This window comes from Prevotella lacticifex, from assembly GCF_019973375.1.
Taxonomy (GTDB): domain Bacteria; phylum Bacteroidota; class Bacteroidia; order Bacteroidales; family Bacteroidaceae; genus Prevotella; species Prevotella lacticifex.
The window spans coordinates 75,246-98,888 of record NZ_BPTV01000002.1 but is presented as its reverse complement, the minus strand read 5'-3'; the positions used below and the strand labels follow the sequence as shown (position 1 = coordinate 98,888).

19 protein-coding genes are annotated in these 23,643 nt (G+C 52.1%); 14 read left to right on the top strand and 5 right to left on the bottom strand.

Translation table 11 applies throughout. From position 1 onward, the window contains the following. Positions 1–450 precede the first annotated feature (450 nt). Both LDN30_RS10855 and LDN30_RS10850 read right to left on the bottom strand, forming a co-directional pair. Positions 451–2,046, bottom strand: coding sequence for an ArnT family glycosyltransferase (locus LDN30_RS10855; protein ID WP_223928047.1), 1,596 nt, complete (start codon positions 2,044–2,046; stop codon positions 451–453). 98 nt (positions 2,047–2,144) lie between these two features. After that, positions 2,145–3,080, bottom strand: a complete 936-nt coding sequence (locus LDN30_RS10850) for a LysR family transcriptional regulator (protein ID WP_223928048.1) — start codon at positions 3,078–3,080, stop codon at positions 2,145–2,147. 278 nt (positions 3,081–3,358) lie between these two features. On the opposite strand from LDN30_RS10850, the gene ric reads away from it, so the two are divergent. The 7 genes from ric (at position 3,359) to LDN30_RS10815 (ending at position 12,528) form a co-directional block, all read left to right on the top strand. Continuing rightward, positions 3,359–4,078: an iron-sulfur cluster repair di-iron protein gene (gene ric / locus LDN30_RS10845; protein WP_223928049.1), complete on the top strand. Its 720-nt coding sequence runs from the start codon at positions 3,359–3,361 to the stop codon at positions 4,076–4,078. Positions 4,079–4,126: 48 nt separating this feature from the next. Continuing rightward, positions 4,127–5,779, top strand: coding sequence for a hydroxylamine reductase (hcp, locus tag LDN30_RS10840; protein ID WP_223928325.1), 1,653 nt, complete (start codon positions 4,127–4,129; stop codon positions 5,777–5,779). A gap of 210 nt (positions 5,780–5,989) precedes the next feature. Continuing rightward, positions 5,990–6,484: a pyridoxamine 5'-phosphate oxidase family protein gene (locus LDN30_RS10835; RefSeq protein WP_223928050.1), complete on the top strand. Its 495-nt coding sequence runs from the start codon at positions 5,990–5,992 to the stop codon at positions 6,482–6,484. A 120-nt stretch (positions 6,485–6,604) separates the two neighbouring features. Continuing rightward, on the top strand, positions 6,605–8,851 hold the full coding sequence (pflB, locus tag LDN30_RS10830) for a formate C-acetyltransferase (RefSeq protein WP_223929489.1): 2,247 nt from the start codon (positions 6,605–6,607) through the stop codon (positions 8,849–8,851). After that, the gene (gene pflA, locus LDN30_RS10825; protein WP_223929488.1) at positions 8,838–9,629 is read left to right on the top strand and encodes a pyruvate formate-lyase-activating protein; all 792 of its coding nucleotides are present in this window, start codon (positions 8,838–8,840) and stop codon (positions 9,627–9,629) included. The genes pflB and pflA overlap by 14 nt, the downstream gene beginning before the upstream one ends. A 253-nt stretch (positions 9,630–9,882) precedes the next feature. Beyond that, a complete protein-coding gene (locus LDN30_RS10820) occupies positions 9,883–11,475 on the top strand; it encodes a glycoside hydrolase family 28 protein (protein ID WP_223929487.1) in 1,593 nt (530 codons plus the stop codon). A gap of 90 nt (positions 11,476–11,565) precedes the next feature. Next, positions 11,566–12,528 carry an HPP family protein gene (locus tag LDN30_RS10815; protein ID WP_223929486.1) on the top strand — a complete coding sequence of 321 codons (963 nt, stop codon included), beginning with the start codon at positions 11,566–11,568 and terminating at the stop codon, positions 12,526–12,528. 136 nt (positions 12,529–12,664) lie between these two features. Here the strand turns inward: LDN30_RS10815 and LDN30_RS10810 are convergent, their stop codons facing one another. Together LDN30_RS10810 and LDN30_RS10805 are read right to left on the bottom strand one after the other, a co-directional pair. Further along, positions 12,665–13,069, bottom strand: a complete 405-nt coding sequence (locus tag LDN30_RS10810) for a nuclear transport factor 2 family protein (RefSeq protein WP_223929485.1) — start codon at positions 13,067–13,069, stop codon at positions 12,665–12,667. A 12-nt stretch (positions 13,070–13,081) separates the two neighbouring features. Next, positions 13,082–13,726, bottom strand: coding sequence for a C40 family peptidase (locus LDN30_RS10805; protein WP_223929484.1), 645 nt, complete (start codon positions 13,724–13,726; stop codon positions 13,082–13,084). 767 nt (positions 13,727–14,493) lie between these two features. Between LDN30_RS10805 and LDN30_RS10800 the strand changes: the two genes are divergently transcribed. Continuing rightward, positions 14,494–15,036 carry a YncE family protein gene (locus tag LDN30_RS10800; protein WP_223928057.1) on the top strand — a complete coding sequence of 181 codons (543 nt, stop codon included), beginning with the start codon at positions 14,494–14,496 and terminating at the stop codon, positions 15,034–15,036. Between the two features lie 27 nt (positions 15,037–15,063). After that, on the top strand, positions 15,064–16,536 hold the full coding sequence (locus tag LDN30_RS10795) for a fibronectin type III domain-containing protein (RefSeq protein ID WP_223929483.1): 1,473 nt from the start codon (positions 15,064–15,066) through the stop codon (positions 16,534–16,536). A 322-nt stretch (positions 16,537–16,858) separates the two neighbouring features. Here LDN30_RS10795 and LDN30_RS10790 read toward each other — a convergent pair whose 3' ends face one another. Beyond that, positions 16,859–18,694 carry a helix-turn-helix domain-containing protein gene (locus LDN30_RS10790; RefSeq protein WP_223929482.1) on the bottom strand — a complete coding sequence of 612 codons (1,836 nt, stop codon included), beginning with the start codon at positions 18,692–18,694 and terminating at the stop codon, positions 16,859–16,861. A 404-nt stretch (positions 18,695–19,098) separates the two neighbouring features. Here LDN30_RS10790 and LDN30_RS10785 point away from each other — a divergent pair, with 404 nt between their 5' ends. The 5 genes from LDN30_RS10785 to LDN30_RS10765 all read left to right on the top strand — a co-directional run bounded on the left by LDN30_RS10785 (position 19,099) and on the right by LDN30_RS10765 (position 23,618). Next, positions 19,099–20,316 (top strand): T9SS type A sorting domain-containing protein, encoded by a 1,218-nt coding sequence (locus LDN30_RS10785; protein ID WP_223929481.1) that lies wholly within the window; start codon positions 19,099–19,101, stop codon positions 20,314–20,316. 33 nt (positions 20,317–20,349) lie between these two features. After that, positions 20,350–20,598, top strand: a complete 249-nt coding sequence (locus LDN30_RS10780; protein ID WP_223929480.1) for a hypothetical protein — start codon at positions 20,350–20,352, stop codon at positions 20,596–20,598. Further along, positions 20,592–21,041, top strand: coding sequence for a hypothetical protein (locus tag LDN30_RS10775; RefSeq protein ID WP_223929479.1), 450 nt, complete (start codon positions 20,592–20,594; stop codon positions 21,039–21,041). Before LDN30_RS10780 ends, LDN30_RS10775 begins: the two co-directional genes overlap by 7 nt. A 145-nt stretch (positions 21,042–21,186) precedes the next feature. After that, the gene (locus LDN30_RS10770; protein ID WP_223929478.1) at positions 21,187–22,110 is read left to right on the top strand and encodes an alpha/beta hydrolase family protein; all 924 of its coding nucleotides are present in this window, start codon (positions 21,187–21,189) and stop codon (positions 22,108–22,110) included. A gap of 236 nt (positions 22,111–22,346) precedes the next feature. Next, positions 22,347–23,618 carry an NAD(P)/FAD-dependent oxidoreductase gene (locus LDN30_RS10765; protein WP_223929905.1) on the top strand — a complete coding sequence of 424 codons (1,272 nt, stop codon included), beginning with the start codon at positions 22,347–22,349 and terminating at the stop codon, positions 23,616–23,618. Positions 23,619–23,643 lie beyond the last annotated feature (25 nt).

Genomic DNA, 23,643 nt, shown 5'->3' with positions numbered 1-23,643 from the left:
TCGCAACGTCAAATGGCCCGTTTCGTAAGTCGTTGATTATTAGGGAGTAATGCGGATGGGTCAGTTTTGAATTTTATTTTACATTTTGCCACCCTGTTTGTTCCCTTTTGTGGCCTCTTCTTTTCTGTATATAATTATATAGAAGTCAGCCCTGTCCATTTCATCTCTAACGCATAATGGACTGTTGTTTGGCATTTGCTGCGCAATAAATCTTGCGTCGTCATTATGCTGGTTCGTGCCATCAATAGGCATGGTCTGCTACGGTTCCGTTGCCTTATTGGTGTGAATTGCCCGTTTGTGCAATGAAATTGTATGGAGAGTTCAATACCATAATATATCGTCTGGACTTTCGTGATTGCAATTCACGACTCGATATGTGTGCAAGTCTTCTGCTGTTCTCACAGCATTACCTTTGCATGGCTGAGGCCGATGAATAATCATCATGTGAGTTTATTTCGCTACACCTACCGCATTATCGCCAGCTCGTGCCACAATAGTAATTCCACGCCATGTCAGGAGGTTCGCTTTAGAGATGATGACATAGGGTTGGGGCGCAGTTGCCGGATCTGATGATGAAGATTTGGAGGAAGTTGCAATATGTGGCAATGGCAACGCAGGGGATGGTATGACAGTGACGGGACTATGGAGATAGACATCCATATTCTCGGCACGCTTCATGCGCCACACGCGGATATCGGTGGTTTTGAAACGTGAAGCAACGGTGAGGGCCTCGTGGCAGATAGTGCTGTAGCCGATATAAGCGTTTAGCCGAGGCAGTGCCGAAGCACCGATGAATACGGCAATGAGTATGCCGCTGCCAAGGATATTTATCGTCGTGAGCAGTCGTCCGTGGCTGTTGGCACTGAAAAGGCGGCAGAGGGCGACGATGCCTATAACGGATAGCACCGTTGAGGCCAAGACGATGGCTGTAGTGTTAATTTCAGGTACTATCTTCCATCTTACTATCAGCACAGCGGGGAGAGCCACAACGATTATCGCCGACGGCAGGGCTAAGGCGTAGCGCAGCCAAGGGCAACGGCTGTAACGCTCAAGGAACATTGCAGCCGAGTAGGTCATGAACGGCACGGCTGGCAGCATATATATTTGCAGTTTGGCACTGAAACATGACAGCATGGCCACTATCGACAGCGCGGCTGTGAGGAAAAAGAGCTGAAGGGCATTGCGCTTAGCCCCGCGGCCGAGGGCCTTGACGATGATTCCGGCCACGAGCAGCGACCACGGAGCCACACAGTACCAGTAATGAATGAGGTAGTAGACCACCGATGCCTTATGATGGAAGGAGTTTACGGCACGGCCAACTGTCTGATGCACAGTCATATCGTAAAGATAGCCGGAGCCACCCTCGTTCCATACGGCTGTCAGCCATAGTGCTGTGAGCCCACCGAAGCTAATCCATGTGGTCCATCCCCACAATCGCTTTATCAGCCATGGCTGGCGAACGATGATGAGATAGACCACGGTCGTCGTGAGAGGAATAAGTAGTCCGAGGGGACCCTTCGTCAGCACAGCGAGGAACAGCCACAGCGGAAATCGCCACCGGCTACTTCCACAGCGGCTGTCACCGTTGATGATATTCCACGCCTCCCTCATCGCGAGGACGATGAACATCGTCATGAGCATATCCATGCGTATCGTCAGTGCTGCGGTGAGGAAGAGTCCTGTCGTGAGCGTCATCAGTCGGGCAGCGGCACGGCTCTCACCTCCCATCTCGTTTACGGTCCAGCGGTCGACGGTATCGACAGTGACAAGGGCCGGAACGACCGAGAACAGCGACAGCAGCCACATCCTGTGGGCTCCCGTCAGCCAGCGGCAGAGCATGATAATCCACAGATACAGTGGCGGTTTGTCGGCGTAGGGCACTCCGTGATTGGTGAATACGAAGAAAGTGTGGTTGCGCAGGGCCTCGTCGGCAATACTCAGATAGCGCAACTCATTCGACGGGGTGAAGTCGCGGAGAATTATCACCGGCAGCACAGCCACGATGAATCCGGCGTAAAGCAGATATCTGTTTGTCTTCTCGCTCATAATACAATCTTTTATTCGAGCGCAAAGATAAACAGCGAATCTGTAGTCAATCTGGATTACAGCTGATGCCGAAGTTAATTTTTCTTACTCGATGGGGATTAAACTATAAATGTCTCGCCACAGACATCGCACGACTCATTTTTTGTTCGCAGTAGGAGATTGGCGCTGGCGCTCAGCATCCGCAGGAACTCGCTGACGGCCCTCCGCTCATAGTTGTCCTTGAGGGTCAGTACCGATGTCGGCAGGAGAACCGTCGGCTGTAGCGGCAACCTAACTATTCCGCGTACGGCGAGAGTAGCCACGTCGGGCACAATACTCACCCATCGGCCACCGCGCACCATATATATAATGTGGGAGAGGTCGTCGATTTCCACAGCTGGATGCGCCTCCACATTCTGCTCTTTGGCTATGGAGTCGAAACGACGGCGGATGAGCATTGCCGCCGACGGCAATACTAACGGCTGTCTGACAACCTGCTGGATATCTATTGAATCCTTCATTGCCAACGGATGATGCTCGGCGACGACGGCGCAGAGCCTTGTGCCGAAGAGTGGACGGCTCACGAGATCGTCGTCGACAGTCCGCGGAGTGAATGTCATAGCCACGTCAAGAATGTGTTTCCGCAGCATCTCCGGCAGTCGGGGAGCCGCCGTCTGAACGATATGCAGACAGATACCGGGGTGGGCACGGTTGTACTCCGTCAGAACATCGGCCATCAGTGCCGAGATTCCGAGGCCTGAGGCCAGTCCGATGTGCACTGTTCCTGTTTTTACAGCCTTGGCATCGGCAAGCCGCTCCAGGCCCTGACGGGCGTCGTCGAGGATGCGTCGGGCATCGACAAGAAACAATTTGCCGTCGGCAGTGAGTTGCACATGCTTGCCCTGACGGTGGAAGAGAGGCACGTCGAGCTCTGTCTCCAACTGCCGTATCTGCTGCGAGAGGGTACTCTGAGCCACATTCGAGAGTCGGGCAGCATCAGTGAAATTCATCGTTGTTGCTGCATTGACGAAATATTTTAGTTGTCTTATCTCCATATTTTTTTCTCTGTTGATTTTCGTTTTAGTCGGGAAACATATAGCTGACAGATGATTCTACATTAATATCCTAATCTCATATTACATTGATATTCAGTCGATTAACTTTCTTTTCCTCTGCCAGTATCGTGCTCGTCCGACTGCAAATATACGGCTTTTTCTCGAGATTCATCGAAAATATCGATTAATTATATAGAAACAATCCTTAAATCCCGATAATAACGGTGCGGTATTGTTGCTACCTTTGCACCAGAAAACAAAATAGAAAGGAAAACGATATGAATGACAAGCTGACAAAAGACATGAGTGTAGGCGCACTTGTCGCCGACGATTTCAACCGCGCAAAAGTTTTCGACCGCCTTGGCATCGACTATTGCTGCCACGGCAGCGAGACTCTCGAGAGTGCTTGCGCTAAGCAGAACCTCAACCCCGACGACGTATTGGCAAGCATCGAGACCACCGCACCCGAAGGCGGCAGGGCACCGGAGTTCGCTGAGTGGCCCCTCGACCTGCTCGTCGACTACGTGCTGAAGAAGCATCACCGCAACTTCCACCTCCACCATGAGGAGCTGCTGAACCTCGTGAAGAAGGTTGAGAGCGTACATGGCGAGCGGCATCCCGAGCTCCATGAGGTGAGAAAACTCGTTGAGGGCTCGTTTGAGGAGCTCGACTCCCACTTCGCTAAAGAGGAGCAGGTGCTCTTCCCCCAGTTCTACGAGATGTACAACGCTCGTGAAGAGGGTCGTGAGCCAGCACCATTCCACTGTGGTTCAGTGGCTTACCCCATCCGCCAAATGATGCTCGAGCACGACACCACAGGCGATACATGGATGCATATCACTGAGATCACCGAGAACTTCACGACTCCTACCGACGGTTGTGCGTCGTACAGGCTCATGAACCACGAGCTCTATAAGTTCTTCGAGAACCTCAAGGAGCACATCGCCCTCGAGAACAACCTCATCTTCCCCGGTTTCATACGCATGGAGCAGGAATAATAATTAACAATAAACAAAAACAAGAGTTACTTTATACAAAAGAATAATATTATGGAGAATCAGATGTTTTGCTTTCAGTGTCAGGAGACAGCCAAGGGCACTGGTTGCACCGTTCGCGGTGTGTGTGGTAAGAAACCGGAGACAAGCCGCTGGATGGACCTGCTGCTTAGTGTCACACGTGGTGTAGGAACAATATACCATTCGCTTCTCGAGAACGGAATGGCTGACGACACTACCGTCGACGACTTCATTGTCGATGCACTCTTCGCTACCATCACCAATGCCAATTTCGACGACAGCGCTCTGCTCGCTAAGGTCGACAAGGGTCTGGCTGTGAAGAAACAACTGCTCGCTGCAGCCGCAGACCGCGGCCTCCGTCTGCCCGATTATCATGAGGTAGAGTGGGGTGGCGAGAAGAGCGACTTCACCGCTGAGGGCGACCGCGAGAGCGTGCTCCGCACCGCCAACGAGGATATCCGCTCGCTGAAGGAGACTATCGTCCTGGGACTCAAGGGTATGGCCGCTTACTACGAGCATGCTGCACGCCTCGGACAGCGCGACGCATCAATCGCAGCTTTCATGGCCAAGGCTCTCACCGGCATAACCAATCCCGATGCTACGGGCGACGATTTGCTCCAGCTCCTTCTTGCTACCGGTAAATATGGTGTCGACGTGATGGCACTCCTCGACAAGGCCAATACTGGTGCTTATGGCAAACCGGAGGTGACGAAGGTGAACATCGGTGTGGGCAAGCGTCCGGGTATCCTCATCAGCGGTCACGATCTTCATGATATTGCCGACCTTCTCGAGCAGACCGAGGGAACAGGCATCGACGTATACACCCACGGCGAGATGCTTCCGGCACACTACTATCCGGAGCTGAAGAAGTACAGCCACCTCGTGGGAAACTACGGTAATGCTTGGTGGAAACAGCGTGAGGAGTTCTCCCACTTCAATGGTCCAATCATCTTCACCACCAACTGTATCGTTCCGCCGACGCCAAACTCCAACTACGCTGACCGCGTATTCACCGCTAATTCAACGGGTTACCCAGGTTGGAAGCATATAGCTACGCGTCCCGACGGCCACAAGGATTTCTCTGAGGTCATCGAGATGGCACGCCACTCAGCAGCTCCCGACGAGATCGAGAACGGTGAGATTGTAGGTGGATTCGCCCACGACCAGGTATTCGCTCTCGCTGATAAGGTTGTTGAGGCCGTAAAGAGCGGTGCTATACGCAAGTTCGTCGTCATGAGCGGTTGCGACGGCCGCATGAAGAGCCGCCAGTACTATGCCGACTTCGCAAAGGCCCTGCCGAAGGATGTCGTCATCCTCACATCGGGCTGCGCCAAGTACAAATATAATAAGCTCAATCTCGGTGACATCAACGGCATTCCGCGCGTTCTCGACGCCGGACAGTGCAACGACAGCTACTCATGGGTAGTCGTGGCTCTGAAGTTGAAAGAGATCTTCGGTGTCGACAGTGTCAACGACCTGCCGATAGTGTTCAACATCGCATGGTACGAGCAGAAGGCCGTCATCGTTCTGCTGGCCCTTCTGAGCCTCGGCATCAAGAATATCCACATCGGTCCTACGCTCCCGGCGTTCGTCTCGCCAAACGTGTTGAAGACACTCCAGGAGTCGTTCGGTCTCGGCGGCATAACAACTGTCGATGAGGACATAAAGAATCTCGTTGAATAATATATTCTTTCGTCCCGGTTGCCACATGGAAAATGATGGCTTCCGGGACTTTTCTTTTTGGGGACGGCAGAAGCTTATGGCAGTCAGAGCGTCAATGCGAGTCCATTCGATTCCGCGAAAATAACGATCCTACATCAGACAGTAAACACTTGCCGGTCTCAGTGGAAATGCATACATTTGCAGAACAAAACTTTTAAAACCATTCAGCTTATGAAATATGTCAACGATACTGTTCGCCGTCAGGACCGACTGATGGACGAAGATCGGGCCCGCGAACTGCTGCGGACAAGTGAATATGGTGTGCTGTCGATGGCCGACACCGACGGCACCGGCTACGGCATTCCCGTCAACTACGTATGGGACGGTGCCGATTCCATCTACATCCATTGCGCTCCTGACGGCCACAAGCTCGACGCACTGGAACGACAGCCGGGGGTGAGCTTCTGCATCATCGGTAATGTTCACCTCCTGCCGTCGCGGTTTACGACTGAGTATGAGAGTGTTATCCTCAAGGGGACGGCACACATCCATCTCACGGCCGAAGAACGCATGAAAGCCCTCCACCTCATTGTCGACAAACTGTCGCCCGACTACCGCTCTATAGGCTATAAATACAGCGAGAAATCGTTCCACCGTGTGAACATCATCCGCGTCGACTTTAGCGAGTACAGTGGAAAATGTAAGCACGTACCGAACGCAGATTAAGAAAAATTTGCGTATTTGAGAGAAAATGGCTACCTTTGCGGGCCTTAATGAAACAGATGCTTGGGGAAAGGATATTGAACCACATCGATATTTATAAATTTTAACATCAACCACGTTATTATGAGCAACGCATGGCGTAACTTCCGCGGAACACAGTGGAAGGAAGAAATTAATCTTAGAGATTTTATTCAGAATAACTACACCCAGTACGATGGTGATGAGAGTTTCCTCGTCGGTCCTACTGATGCCACCAACACCCTTTGGGGAGAGTTGCAGAAGCTTCAGAAGGAAGAACGAGCCAAGGGTGGTGTCCTCGACATGGAGACAGAAGTTGTTTCCGGTCTCACCGCTTATGGTCCCGGCTACATCAACGAGAAAACCAAGGACCTCGAGCGTGTCGTCGGCCTCCAGACCGATAAACCGCTGAAACGCGCTTTCATGCCCTACGGCGGTATAAAGATGGCTGAGCAGGCCTGCACCACTTATGGCTATGAGCCATCGGCCAAGCTCCACGATATCTTCCATAACTATGTAAAGACGCACAACGACGGTGTCTTCGATGCTTACACACCGGAGATGAAGCTCGTTCGTCACAACCATATCCTCACCGGACTGCCCGACACCTACGGCCGCGGACGCATCGTCGGCGATTATCGTCGTGTGGCCCTCTATGGTATCGACCGCCTTATCGAGGAGAAAAAGAACGACCTCGCCACGATGGGTGAGCGTGAGATGGTCGACGAAGTAGTGCGTCTGCGCGAGGAAGTTGCCATGCAGATCAAAGCTCTCAAGGGCTTGAAGGAGATGGCTGCTCAGTATGGTTTCGACATCTCGCAGCCTGCAACGAACGCTCGTGAGGCTGTGCAGTGGCTCTACTTCGGCTATCTCGGAGCTGTGAAAACGCAGAACGGAGCTGCCATGTCAGTGGGCCGCGTGTCGACTTTCCTCGATATCTACATCACCCGCGACCTCAATGAGGGCACCATCACCGAGGACGACGCACAGGAACTTATCGACCATCTCGTGATGAAGTTCCGCATGGTGAAGTTCGCACGCATCCCCTCCTACAACGAGCTTTTCTCCGGCGATCCCGTATGGGCTACGCTCGAAGTGGCAGGAATGGGACAGGACGGACGCCACATGGTGACGAAGAACGACTTCCGCTTCCTTCACACACTGGAGAATATGGGTCCGTCGCCGGAGCCAAACCTCACCGTGCTCTACAGCAGTCGGCTGCCCGAGACCTTCAAACGCTATGCAGCTTATATCTCTGTGAAAACCAGCTCCATACAGTATGAGAACGATGACGTCATGCGGCCGGTGTGGGGCGACGACTACAGCATCTGCTGCTGCGTCAGCGCTACACAGACGGGTAAGGAGATGCAGTTCTTCGGAGCCCGCGCAAACCTCGCCAAGTGCCTCACCTACGCTATCAGCGGCGGTGTCGACAGTAAGACACGGCAGCAGGTGGGTCCCGCTTATCGTCCTATCGAGGGCGATGTGGTCACATACGAGGAATTTATGCCCCGGTTCATGGATATGATGGAGTGGCTCGCAGCTGTCTACGTCAAGACCCTGAACCTCATCCACTACATGCACGATAAATACTTCTATGAGGCTGAGGAGATGGCTCTTATAGACACCGATGTGCGCCGTACCTTCGCTACGGGAATTGCCGGATTCTCACATGTCGTCGACTCTATCTCGGCCATCAAATATGCTAAGGTGAATATCGTCCGCGACGAGACCGGATTCCCTCTCGAGTTCAAGACCGAAGGCGACTTCCCGCGCTACGGCAACGACGACGACCGCGCCGACGACATCGCCGTTTGGCTGCTCAAGACCTTCATCGGCATGGTCAAGAAGCACCACACCTACCGCAATTCTGAGCCTACGACATCGATCCTCACCATCACCTCAAATGTGGTTTACGGTAAGTATACGAGCAATATGCCCGACGGACGAAAGGCTGGTGCACCGCTGGCTCCGGGAGCAAACCCATCGTACGGTGCCGAGAAGAACGGTCTCTTAGCATCGCTCAACTCTCTGGCTAAGTTGCCATACAAATATGCGCTCGACGGAATCTCCAACACCCAGACCATCAGTCCGAGTGCCCTCGGCCACGACGATGAGCAGCGCGCCAAGACCCTCGTCAGCGTTATGGACGGATACTTCGACAAGGGCGCTCACCATCTGAACGTCAATGTCTTCGGTGTCGACAAACTCAAGGATGCCATGGAGCACCCCGAGAAGCCGGAGTATGCCAACTTCACCATCCGTGTCAGCGGCTATGCAGTGAAGTTCATTGACCTCACACGCGAGCAGCAGCTCGATGTTATAGCTCGTCAGGCTCATGAGCGGCTCTAACAACGGCGGCACGGCGGCACCACATGATGGCGAGGCCGTGCTCTACGTACACTCCACCGAGTCCTTCGGCTCTGTCGATGGTCCGGGGGTGAGGTTCGTCATCTTCCTCCGCGGCTGCCACATGAGGTGCCGCTACTGCCACAATCCCGACACGTGGCGGATGGCCTCCGACAGCGATAAGGCCACAACGGTCAGCCAGCTGCTCGATATGGCCGAGCGCTATCGGGCCTACTGGGGCTCGGATGGCGGAATAACGGTCAGCGGGGGTGAGGCTCTGCTGCAGATTGATGCCGTCATCAGTCTCTTCGAGGAGGCTCACCGACGGGGCATCAACACGTGTCTCGACACTGCCGGACAGCCATTTACGCGGCGCGAGCCTTTCTATGGCAAGTTCCTACGGTTGATGCAGAGCACTGATACTGTGCTGCTCGACATCAAGCATATCGACTCGGCACGGCACCGCGACCTCACCGGCCACGGCAACGAGAATATCCTCGACTGCGCCCGCTGTCTGTCGGATGTGGGAGTGCCGGTATGGATCCGACATGTTCTCGTTCCCGGAATCACCGATGATGAGGAGTCGCTGAGGCGTCTGCGCGCTTTCATCGACACTCTCACTAACGTTGAACGGGTGGAGGTGCTGCCTTATCATACCCTCGGAGTATATAAATGGCGAGAATTAGGTCTGCGTTATTCGCTCGACGGGGTACCGACACCAACGAAAGAAGAGGTCCGAAAGGCCGAGAATATTCTCTGTAAGCGTCCTTCCGAGAAGTGATATCGGTCGTTTGACATTGAAAAAATCGTCCGCCCTCAGGGATCTGAACGATAAACTGATAACCGCAATCAAGCAGAGAAGACTCTGTTTGGTTGCGGTTTGTTCTTCTTTTTTCAGTCCGCAACTCTTTGCGCTATTGACCTTTACACTGATTATAAAATTCTAATACCATTAAATTATACGGCAATTATTTGGAATTGTGGAAGATATTGAATAATTTTGCATCCAACTTGAAAACTTTCTAAATACAACAATGAAAAAAACTTTCTTTCATGTTTCGCTGCTGGCGGCGTTAATGCTTATGCCGGCAACAATGATAGCACAGAGTGACGTCAGTGCCGAGCTTGCTGCACAGAATACTCCTGATGGCTGGACTGCTGTGGCCCTGCCGTCAATCCCGACTATCACCGATGCCAACACCATGAGCATCGTCAGCTATGGAGCCACGGAAGAGTCGGCCGACAATACCGCTGCTATCCAGGCTGCGCTCAATGCTGTTCCCGATGAGGGTGGAATGGTTGTCATTCCCGCCGGCACATGGCTCTGTGGACCCATAAAACTCAAGGCGCGCACCGTGCTACACCTCAAGGCCGGTGCAACGCTCAAGCTCCTGCCCTTTGGACAGTATCCCGGAACAGTGGGAAATATCACGAAGTCGGTGTCGCTGCAGGACTTCATCACACCGGCCGACAACAACGCCTCCGACCTTATCATCGAGGGTGAGAGCAAGGAGACCTCAGTCATCGAGGGACAGGGCTCCGACTGGTGGCGGCTGCGCGACGAGAAGGCTGCGGCATGGAACTACATCAAGCGTGGAGCCGTCATCCGTTTCACAACGAGTGCACAGCGGTTCCTCGTCCGAAACCTCAGAATTCAGAACGCTCCTGGAGTGAATATCGCTGCCGGAAAGAGCGGAAAGGGCAGCAACTGCACTATCCACGATGTGGTCATAAGAGAACCCGACTCTACACTGCCGTTCCGGCCGGCCGAGAATTCGTTCCCAAGCCACAATACCGACGGAATACCCGTATGGACCGACCATGTGAACATCTACAACTGCGATATCAGCAACGGCGACGATAACGTCGTAATGGACTCACAGGCCCAGTATGTCCATGTGTGGGACTGTCAGTTTGGCACCGGACACGGAGCATCGTTCGGCAGCTACACCCAGCACATGCACGACATCATCTATGAGAACATCACCTTCGACGGCACCGACAGCGGATTCCGTCTCAAGAGCCAGCGCGGAAGGAGCGGCAGCGTATATAATCTCACGATGCGCAACTGCACGATGAAGAATGTCAACAATCCTATAAGTATCGACGCGTGGTACGACGGACGCCCCTCATCGCCGGCTTCGGCAGCTGTCAAGGACAGTACGGCCACGACTCCTTACTTCCACGACATCCTCATTCAGAACGTCACGTCGACGGGAACGCCGTATAAATCGAGCTACAAGTCGAACTTTGCCATAAACATCTTCGGACTCCCAGAGAGTCATGTGCGCAACGTCACTTTCGACAATGTAAAGGTCGAGGCCGCCAAGGGCATGTTCTTAGCTTACTGCGACGGAATAAAATTCATCAACGGCTGTAAGATTACGAACACTAAGAACCCGTCGAAACTCATTGAGACAGAGTATAAGGCCAACTACACGGGCTCATTCGACGGCTCGACGACTGACGGAGTAGCTGCACCCACAGCATCTACTATGTCGACGGCCAATGCCTACGACCTTAGCGGCCGCATGGTTGCTCGCAACACCACTGTCAGCGCTGTCTCTAAACTCAGTCCGGGTATCTACATCCTTGGTGGTAAGAAGATTGCTGTAGGGCGAAAATAATCTGTCGGCAGAGGATTATACTGAAAGGGGGCATCATTCTGATGCCCCCTTGCTGAATATCATTACACGATAGATAAGAAACATAAGGAAATGAATAATAAGGGCGGTAGAACATTGATAATCAGGTATGTGCTGAGTCTTATGGCGATAGCACTGATGGGCGCAATGTCGTCGCTGTTCGGCGACAGATCGATAATCTATCCTCCCGCCGCTGCCCTCGTTGTCGGACTCATCATCGCTGACCGCCGCCCGTGGACAGTCTCCTTGCGTTCTGCACCATGGCTGTTGACCGTGGCAGCCATAGCTGGAACAGCATTGGAACTATGGCTCCACGACTATCCAGTGATTGCTATGGCGTCGGCATTTGTCATCGCCGTAGCCATCCTCATCATCGGCCGAGCAACGCTCTTCCCCGTCATAGCCACCTGTCTGCTGCCCATCGTCCTCCATTCGCCGTCATTGGTTTATCCCGTGGCGGTCCTGACTGTATCGACGCTCTGTGTGGCGCTGTCGCGGATTGCGGTGGCGATGGGGTGGAGGAGTGCTGTCTCGCAATCGTCTCGGCATCATCATCGTCTCACTGCCAGCCGGTTACGCCATTGGATGATTATTGGCGTCGGTTTGCTACCCATAATCGCCGTTGCCGAATACTCACATCTCACGGCTCTGATAGCACCACCGCTAATGGTCGTATTCGTCACCCTCTGTCAGCCGGGAAACAGACTGCGGCGTCAGCCACGGCGCATAATCGTCACCACGGCACTCACGGCAGCATGCGGCACGATGGGTCGGATAATCTTTTTCGACCGTATGTCGCTGCCATTGTACATCGCGCTGACCATCACTGTGGCCTTGGCTCTGATGGCAATGAAACTCACTCACCTCACCATGCCACCGTTAGCTGCCGTCAGTCTAATTCCTTTCGTCATCCATGCGGCATCGGCTTCATTCCCTCTCCTTGCTGTTATCGGTGAGTTCTATCTCATCCTCTGCTCCAGGATTGACGTTAGAAAGATTGTCCTTGCCCGCCCTCTGCTGTCGAGAGCGGCATAGGGTATATCTGGGCACTTAATGCTTTGCAGCCGTCCTTCGTTTTCTGCGGCTCTATTGCTATCTATAGCTCCTATAGCTTCCTATAGCTCCTATAGCCTTCTATTGCTCCTATAGCCAAAGCTGTATCCCCAGTTCCTTATTTCTTGTTCTCGATATACCATTTGCCATCCTCTTCCTTCTTCAGATTTACTTCGCTTTTCTCGGTCTTTCCCGAAGCATATTTGATGTTGAAAGTCTCAATGGCAGTTCCTGCGTCATCATTGACCTGCTCCGAAACGAATTCGTAACTGACGGGGACGTTGTTGTCCTTGGTCCCTTTCTCCTTGGCTTTCTTAACTTTCTCCTCGATAATGGAGATGGCAGTCTCCTTCTCCTCCTGCTTGTCGGCAGGGAAGTAGACACAGTCGAAGTATCCGCGGTAGTCCTCGTCGATGACGCTGTCGAGGGCCTTTTCGGCTACTCGCCGTGGTTCCGACTTTCCGCAGCTTATCAACATTACGCACATAGCTGCAAAGATTGCAATTGATAGTAGTCTTTTCATAGCTAATGAGTTTTATTTGTGAAACATTATTATTGTCCTCAGGTATGGCGACGAATGGATGTCGGACGGCAGAATGCAGTCAGCTTTGATTATCGGTATGTCGACCTTGTGCCGTCGGCCTTCGCTAATGTCGGCGCCGGCCTGCTTAAAAGCGTAGACAATGAGTTCCGTACAGTACATCTTTGTCGTGTCGCTGTCGTCGAAATCATCGTCGAACAGCACCCGTTTCTTATAAAGTCGCAGTGCCGTTTGTGCAGCCTTAGCAGCCATTGCCTCATCCGTTGGCCTGCAAACCTCTCCCTTTGAGGCATACTCCGAGGAGAAGAACTTCTCCGGCACGTCCATCTTCACTCTGTCGACATCGCCGTCGAAGTCTGGTTCTCCGGGGACCGCGTGGACTATCATCTTTTTCCCAGCCGAGTCGACGACGATTCCAACGTGAGAGTAATTGCCCTGAGCGTCAGCGGCGAGGACGGCATGACTCGTTAGGCTCATTCCACGACGGAAAACAACATCGCCGCTGTGGAGTTTCACCGTGGCTGGCATAATGCTGTGGAATATCTCCCTTTTCTCACATGACGAAAGAGCCGCTATGCACAAAAGTCCCAACACGACGGCTGTTCGCAGCTGTCTGCAAACGTTCAAGCTTTTAGTCATTGCCGTCAGTATGGTCATCAGTCAGGTTATTTTGGTTTTACCGCAAAGTTATAACATCAACTTCATAATTACAAGTTCACACGATAAATTTTATGAAACAGAAGTATAAATTTACCCATTGACACTTAAATTTACTCATTGACGGTTGTTCAGAGTTAGTATTAATCGTTTGTCAGTTCAGCTGACTCATTGTCTGGAATTTTTATATATCCTTAAATTAGATGTATCTTGGTAAAACTCGCTTAGTGCAATGATAAATCAGTAGCATGGCAGTTTTCAAGTATCCTTATTGCTCTGAAAAGGCAACGTAATAATTATCCGGCATTGAAATATATTTACATCATTCCAAGACGTATCATTTTGGCCTTCAAAACGGTCCATTTCATCTCACGAAACGGTCCGTTTTACGTTCTAAAACGGACCGTTTTACAACGCAAAACGACATGTATCAGTAACCTGCTGACAGTCAATATAATACAAAGTCGGGGCGATGACTCTTACAATGTGAATTATTCTTACATCCCATTGTCGGTACTTTCTTATCGCCCCGTGCTTTTCTATAATGATGTCAGCTAATGAAAGAACCACGATTCCCACCAGCATATCTTCAATAAGAATGCCGATGGTATGCGTTTCCGGATGCCGGTAGGGGGAAATTGGAATGATGTCTGTTAAAGATTTAAAATAATTCTATTCGTTTTGATGATTTGTCGGATAAGTTGTCTAATTTTGCACAAATCTATAAACTAAGATACTAAAACAACATTATGAAAATGAAGAAAACGCTACGTTCTATTGTGCTGGCATGCTTTGTGTCGGCATTGATGCCCTTGAGCTCGGCAGCACAAAACGCTACGCTCTATGGCTACGCCCGCAACTACAGTTCGCCGGGACTGGTGACAATCGCCCCGGAGCATCCTGAGAATGCCACGCTGACCAGTGGCAACGTCACTCCTACAGCCGGAGCCATCAAGGACTCGGTGATGTATGTCGTAGGATTTGACGACGATTTCAACACTATCTTCTATAGTGTGGCCATCACCAACGGTAAGGCTAAGAAGATCAGCACAGTACCCGAATCTTACGGCTCGCCGCAGGATATGGCTTACAACTACAACGACGAGAAGATGTATTTCATCACCAACTCGGCCAATGAGGACGTGAGCACGTCAATGCTCGGCACCGTCGACCTGCAGACGGGAAAGTTCAAGTCGGTCGTCGCCGACCTCGGTTTCTATGCCCGTGCCTTCAGTATTGCTGCCGACGGCACGATGTACTATGTCACCCGCGACGGCATTCTCTGCACCTAAGACATAGCCACGCGCCGTAGTCACGAGGTGGGAGCCACGGGAGTGAGCCCGCGCATGACATTCTCGTCGATGGGTTTCGACCGCAGTGCGAATAAACTCTATTGGGCTGTGGAGCAGAATGGCTCTTACGTCAACAACCTCTACGAGGTGAACACCACCACCGGTGCAGCTACGCTCCTCGGAGTCATCGGCGGCAGCGTGAACAACGGCGAGGGCTACTGGACTGTGGGCCTCGATGCCCCTTACGCTCCAAGTGTACTGACAGCTCCGCAGCGCGTCGACTCGCTGACGGCTACACCGGCTGAGAAAGGCGGAATGACTGTCAGTCTGTCGTGGATAAATCCCGACTCGACGGTCAGCGGTGCTCCTCTGACTGAACTCGACAGCGTCGTCGTAAGCACTGCCGACAGCGTCGTAGCCGTGGTGACCGATGCCAAGCCCGGCAAGCGGTCGACAGCTACGGTTAGCGTGTTGCGGTCGGACAGATACAGATATCATGTGGTGGCATACAACAAGGCCGGAGGCAGTGCCGACCGCTTCGTCGAGACCTTCGTTGGCCGCGATGTTCCAGGTAAGCCCGTCTATGCTTTTGCCGACCTCTACGGCAGCAACAAGGTGTCCAATGTCATTACGTGGCACAGCCCGCAGAGCGGAAAGAACGGTGGTTATTATGACAGGGCCTCGCTGAAATACCGTCTCGTGCGCATGAACGACATGAAGACCCTTGCCGACAACCTTGCCGACTCCACTTTCACCGACGACGACCTGCCAACGCTGCAACGCTATCAGTATGCTGTCTACACTGAGAATGCCGATGGTGTGGGCGATAGCGTGTTAGCTTCGTTCATTGTCAACGGTCCGGCAGCTACGATCGACACGGCGTATGTGGCCGACTTCAACAATGAGGCGGATGCGATGCTCTGGACTCCTTTCAATGCCAATGGCGACTACTCTACGTTCGAGTGGCACAAGTATTCCATCCTCGACCGATACCTCTATATCTATCAGGCTCACGAGACGAACTATGCGGCCGACTTCCTCGTTTCGCCACCATTGGAGTTCACCGAAGGCCATGCCTACGACATCACCGTCAGCGCTTGCAACTCGTTTGCTCCCTATCCCGAGGCGTTTACCGTCTACACCATGGGCGGCAATGCCCCTCACGGTGCCATCGTCGGTCAGGCCCTCACCGATCCTATCACCATTAATCATCCCGATGATGGTAAGGCCACGAAGGAGGATAAGTTTGCAAGTTTCATCGCCGTGAAGTGCGAGAGCGATCCAGCCATGCAGATGTTGCTCGTCGGTGGTGTGAAGATTGTCGATATCACGGCAAAGGCCATTGCCGACGGCATCACCGATGTCAACGCGGCTCCCAACAGCCGTCATGGCGCCGTCTATTCGCTGACGGGCAGTATGGTGGCCAAGGACAGCAATAGCCTCCGCTCGATGGCCCCCGGCGTTTATATCGTCGACGGAAAGAAAGTTATGGTGAAGTAATTAACACATTGATGATTATTTTGTGTAGCATGTGTCCAATGTTATAGCAAAATGATGATTAATGTGTCGCATAAACTTAGCGTGATAACACATTAATAATTAGTGTGTTGCACCTATCAGTCGTAGCGGGCGGGGGCTGTCCCCGCCCTCGCATCTGCGGGGTATTTATTTGGGGGTTCTCACTTATAAAACGGTTCATTCCAGCCATTGCAGCTGCGGGCAATTTGTTTAGAATCTTGCCAGCAGTATGTAGAACGGGGATAACCCCGCCCCTGCTGGCGGTCTGCTGAGGGTGGAAAATTTGCCCAGCTTGCATCGATGGCTAATCAGTGTCGTCCTGCTGCGCTGTAGGTTTCTTGATGCCAGGAATCAGCTTGCGGAAAGCGAGGGGAGTGATACCCACCGACTGCTGAAAGAGCTTATAAAACGTTGAGGGAGAGGTGAATCCGAGTTCGCTCCAGAGCTGTTTCAGTGGACGTTCGATCTGCGAGGCATCGGAGAGTACCTCTATGGCCTCATTGATGCGGTAGGTGTTGACAAACTGCTGATAGCTCATACCGCCCTTGGCGTGGATGACCGTGGAGAGGTAAGTGCGGTTGGTGCCCAACATCTTAGCGAGTTTCTCTCTTGTAAGCCTCGGCTCATGATATGGCTTGTCGGTTTCCATGACGTGACAGGCGCGGTCGTAGAGTTTCTGCATGCGTCCGTCGTCGTCGAGTAGAAGACCAGAAGAGTGGTCACCGGGGCTGTCGTCCGGTTGCTCATCGATGCTTTTCTTATCGTTTGACGGGCTGTCGCCGGTTATGGTAGGGGATGACGTTAGAGTTTCCAACTCCTGACGCGCAGCATCTAACTGCTGCTCTATCAGCATTATATGACGTTTCGATGCCTTCTGCTTTTCGACTGCTCTGACGTTTTGCTCCACAATGCTCTTTATCATCCGGTTGCGGCTGCGCAGAACTATGATGATGATAATGAGCAGCAACAACAGGACAATGGCTAAGGTACATACGGCCGTGAGCATGCGCCGCTGGTCGGTAATCTTCTGCATCCGCACTTCGGCAATCTGTTCCTTCTTCTCGATAGAGTCCTGCATGCTGCGCTCGCGCATGAGCCTCTGCATGTTAATGCTACTCAGCGTGTCCATGCCGCGGTTGGCCGCTTGAAGGTATTCGATGGCTCCGGCGCTGTTGCCAAGTTTAAGGAAGTTGTCAGCGATGAGCCGGTAACAGTCTATGACTCTGTTGGATAGCTCGTGTTCGTTCGAGAGTTCCACGGCCTTCAGCGCATTCCTGTTCGATTCGGCATACTGTCCGTCCTTATTCTCGACGATAGCCACTTGCAGATAAGCGTCGGGAAGGAGGCTCGTCTGCTGCCACTGACGGGCTAAGACCACGGCTTGACGGGCCCACTGCCGGGCTGCCGACAGATGGCCTAATCCGGTTTCGGTTTCGGAGTAGAGCACATAGACCGATGCCACATCGTCGTAAGGCCGTTGACGGTAGAGGCTGAGGGCTTTGTCGAGATAGCCCTGAGCCTCACGGTACTGGCGGTTGAGCTTATAGTAGAGAGCCAGATAATAAGCCCCCATGTATGTCTGCTCGAAGTCGTTGTGGCGCAGTCCATACTGATAAATGGCCTTGGCATAGCCCAAGAGCGTCTTGTCGTTGGGCGATTTCGACAGGGTGAGCAGATTGCCGTAGACCCTTATTTTAAGACTCTCGTAGCGCGATGATCGTGCGAGGGCAAGACTCTTGAAGAAGTAGTGCTGAGCCAGGAAACTATTGTTCTGGTACATGGCCTGATATATGCCACGGATGTTCATCACCAACGCCCCCACCGAGTCGTTGGCGGCTTGTCGGGAGAGGTTCCATGCACGGTCCATCAGCGGCAGAGCCTCACGCCCCCGACCGGTAAAGACGAGTGCTGTGGCGCGATAGTAAGATGCGTAGGCCTGCATGCGGCTGTCGTGGTGGGAGCCCAATTGACGGAGGAAACGTAGCGAGAGCGTGTCGAGCCGCTGGTATGCCGACAGACTGCGAGCCCTCTCGCACTGCTGCCATAAGGCTTGAATGCGATGCTCCTGACTGTCGCACCGTCCATATAGCGACGAAAGCACGATGAATCCGACAAAAAAGAATATCCTTAGGTAGGCCATGATGCATTTGTTAGTTTGCTATTTCTGATTGCAAATGTAGCAATTTTACGACGAAAAACAAAGGATATGGCCGAAACAGATGCCATTTTTGTCTATTTTCGGCAAATTGTCGCTCATGGAAACCAAGAATTTGCGTCTGTCGGAGGATTTGTGTAATTTTACCAACGAAAAAATCATCGCTGCGGTTGAGAACCCGATTGTCGCATCGGAAATACGAGATAAGGCAACAGCTCTTTTGGATTTTACGATGTCCATCAGACAACAGCCATAAGACAGAGTCTGATTCGGTGGCGACCGTTATGCTGATGATTGAAAACTAACACCCGTGGGGCCATTTAGAGCCGAATAGGGGTGAAAGAGACAAACATAACTACTTTTAATATATATAAACGAAGAAAATTTACATGAGAACTTTTACATCATTCCTTATGGGGGCTGCACTGCTCTGCTCCGCTGCTACAACACAGGCACAATCGCTCGAATTCAGAGGTGTTAAGGCTAACGCACGATATGACGACGGCGAAACATCGCACAACGAATACCTTGGCTGGGACTACGAAACGGGTAAAGCCAAATTCAAGGTTGACCAGGGGGTGTGGAAACTGTCGGTAACGGCCGACACGGTGACATCGGAGGTCGTTTACGGCGACAATCTGATGTATGCCAATTCGGGAGCCGTGTACGTCAACGATACCATCGTGACCGTCTATTCGAGGGAGAGCGACGATGATGCCACGAAGATGGAATTCAAGGTTAGGTGGTGGAAAGCTGCCGACGGTGAGCTGATTCGTGAGGCTACATTCCCGAAGGAGGCCAATCTGGAGTCGCGTGGAATGAGTTACAATCCCGTCGACAGAAAGGTCTATGGTCTGTTCTATCTTACTGATGTGGCACTGCCCGTGCCCACCGACGAACTCGACCCCGAGGATGTTCAGCAGGGCGACACCACTGATGCCGGCTATGCATTGGCCACTATCGACCTGAACACGATGGAGATAACGAAGATTACACCGGGAATATATTACGACAACTTCGTTACGCTGGCTTGTGCTCCCGACGGACGTATCTTCTCGATGACCAGCAGCGGTACCCTCGTGGAGTTTGACCGCACTACAGGACTTATCAAGACACGCACCGTAGAGAACGAGAATGGTGAGAAGGAGGAAGTGAACCTGTACGAGCCATCAGGTGTGAAGTCGCAGTTCAAGCGTCAGGCCGCATGTTTCGACTATACCACTGGCAAGATGTACTGGAACGGTTTCGTCAACAACGGTATGGGCTACAACGACTGGGGCTCTTACGGTCCGCTGTCGGACAAGCAGTGGCGCACGAATCGGAAGTACGACACAGCCCTCTATGAGGTCGATGTCGAGACTGGAAAGGTAACGCTCATCTCGGGCATTGAGAACCGTCCTTCGTTGGCCTGCATGTGGATTCCGGGTAAGGACGGCAGTCTGCCAACGGGTATTACCGCTCCGGTGAGCAAGGAGTCGAATGGCGTAAGCGTCTATAACGCCCAGGGCATGAATGTATATAACGGTCCTGCTGCGGGAATGAACCTGAAGAAGGGCATGTATATCGTCAACGACGGTAAGAGCAGCAAGAAGATTATAGTGAAATAATGTGATTTAAGAGTTGAATAATATTATCTGACTATGAGAAACATCAAAGAGCTGGCCGTACTGCGACCGGCTCTTTTCATCTTATTGCGGGGAAGAGTTGCCGGCTCAGTTTATCTTATTGCGGTGGGAGATGAGCAGCAGAGGTTGGAAAATTTGATTGTTTTTGTCAATAAGCTTCATGTTTTTGGAAAAAATATAGTAAATTTGTCGACTGAAACTTTGCGGCATCTTTCTGCCTTTGTCGCTTTAAATGCAACCCTTAAAACAAAACAACAATGTTGAACCTGGAATTGATAGACGACCTCTATGCTTCGCTCCCTAAGGAGCGTCAGAAAGAATTGATAACGAAGCTCTTTAACAAGAGCAAGCAGTCAATGGGCTATTTCCATCGCACTAAGGACATTACTCTCTCGAAACTTGAGGTGTTGGCCGATTTCTTCGGTATGCCGCTCGATTACTTCAGACAGGGCAACGGCTTCAAGGCCAAAAACTTACAGTCGAATGCTGACGGGAATACTTCGTTAAACATGGGGCTGATGATGGAAAACAAGTCGCTGAGCATGCAAGTAGAAAGCATGAAAACAATCATTGCGGCAAAGGATGAAACCATTAAGGCTCAGAACACTGTAATTCAACTGTTTCGTGCACAGATGGATAATGCCGTTTCAAGGGATAGCGATCGTGCGACCACACGTGGTTCGGATGATGGATATTACTATATATGATTGAATGCAAACGCGTGCGAATGAATATTTCAGAAACTTTTAGTGCCATAATGCTTGTATTTTGAAATGTTTTGTGTACTTTTGCAGTGAACTAATCAATATTGCCGGAGCACTTTTTCTTCGGCTCAAGAGCAATCGGAATAATATGCAGACAAGAGACTTCCTTCTTATCGCTGTGGCATTGTTGCTGACGGTAGTGCCAATAACGAGTAGGGCAGTGGTGGAACAGCAACTGAGGACTGCTGCGGCAAAACAAGTGAACATTGACCGCGGAACTGACAAACAGGGCAAAATCGTTGAGACCCGCACTAAAGTCATGGGCAGCAAGGGTCGCCTCGTTACGATCATCCAACGTCCGGCAGGGGCTAAGGGCCGCGTACCGGTGACAATATTCATGCACGGTTTCGGCGGGAGCAAGGACGGCGTGTTTATGTCGACCATCGCCGACTCTATTCTCTCACGTGGCATTGCCGTAGTGCGTTTCGACTTCAACGGCCACGGTGAGAGTGAGGGGAAATTTGAAGAGATGACCGTTCCCAACGAGATTGAGGATGCGAAGTGTATATATAAATATGTGAGACAGCAGCCGTGGACCGATACCACACGTATATCCCTTGCAGGCCACTCGCAGGGCGGTGTAGTAGCAGCGATGACTGCCGGTGAGCTCGGCGACAGTCTCGTGGCTGCGGTGGTGCTCATGGCTCCTGCTGCTGTGCTCCGCGACGACGCTATCCGGGGCAATACCTTCGGTGTGATGTACGATCCGCTGAACCCACCGGCAGTAATCGAGATTGCCGGCGGACGGTTGCGACTCGGTGCTGACTACGTGCGGACGGCTTTCCGACTGCCCATCTATGAGACGGCGGCCAACTATCACGGTCCGGCGTGTATCATCCATGGTACCGGCGACCGCATAGTGCCTTACACTTATGGGCTGCGGTTCCATCAGCTGTGGAAAGGCAGTGAATATGATGAGCTGCCTGGCTTCGACCACGGATTCTCGCAGGACATCCATCGGTTGGCAAATCTGACGGCCGAGTTCTTAGGGAATAAGATTGGAAGGCCATAGGGAGCCATAGAAGCTATAGTAAGCTATAGTAAGCTATAGAAACTATAGAAACTATAGTAGACTATAGAAGCTATAGAAAGCTATAACGCCAAGCGGCATCATTAATGTTTCTCCAGTGACCTCGACCGCCACAATTGTTACCTCATCGCAGTGTGGTACGATATTTGTGGGCTGATGGGTGAATTAATATAGGAGATAACATTATGGGAAATGACAACAGCACCGGACTTGGAACAATGAGAGCGAATATCAAGCGGGACGGACAGAAGAGGGTCGTCATTGTGGGTTGCGGACTTGGCGGACTGAAACTCGCCATGAGTCTGCGCCACGCCGGGCTCCAGGTTGTCGTCGTCGACAGGAACAACTACAATCAGTTTCCTCCGCTCATCTATCAGGTGGCATCGGCAGGACTCGAGCCGAGCAATATCGCGTTCCCAATACGACGGCTCTTTCAGGGTTACGACAACTACTATTACCGCATGGCCGATGTGAAGAGCATCGACAGCGACGAAAAATGCATAGCTACGAGCATAGGCACAATCCACTACGACTATCTCGTCCTTGGCATGGGAGCCACGACCAACTTCTTCGGCAACAAGAATGTGGAACGAAATGCATTCCCGATGAAAACTGTCGAGGACGCTATGGCCCTGCGTAATCATCTTCTCCATAATCTTGAAATTGCCGAGACGGAGACGAGTGCAGCGAAACGGCAGAAATACATGAATGTGGTCATCGTCGGTGGTGGTCCTTCGGGAGTGGAGATTGCCGGTGCACTTGCCGAGATGAAGCGGTTTGTGGTGCCACGCGATTACCCCGACCTCGCCGACCGTATGCATATCTATCTCGTCAATGCCGGTGACCGCCTTCTCAAGGCTATGGACGCAAAGTCGTCGGCGGAGGCTGAAAAGGACCTCGAGCGCATGGGCGTTCATGTGCGCAACGGATGGCGCGTGACCGATTATGACGGCAGTGTGGTGACGATGGACAACGGACAGACTATCGACTCGGCCTGCGTAGTGTGGGTCAGCGGTGTGAGAGCCAACGCTATCGGCGGTATCCCTGCCGATGTCGTCGGTCATGCAGGACGCTTGATTTGCGATCGTATGAACCGTGTGAAGGGACTGAAGGATGTCTTTGCCATCGGCGACCAGAGCATCATCGAGGGTGATCCCGAATGGAAACTCGGCCATCCGCAGTTAGCTCAGGTGGCTCTGCAGCAGGCTGCCAACGTAGCACGGAATATCATCCGCGAGGAACATGGTGAGACACTACGGCCATTCGTCTATAAGAATCTCGGAACGATGGCCACAATCGGCCGTAAGGCTGCTGTGGCCGAGATTGGCAAGTGGAAGTTCGGTGGACTGACAGCGTGGTTGCTGTGGCTCGTAGTCCATCTGAGGTCGATTCTCGGTGTGAAGAATAAGTTCTTCGTACTGCTGAACTGGATGTGGAACTACGTGAATTACAAACAGAGTCTGCGGCTGATTTTAAGGTCGAAGAAGTGAAACTCGGATGAATCAGCGGGCGGCA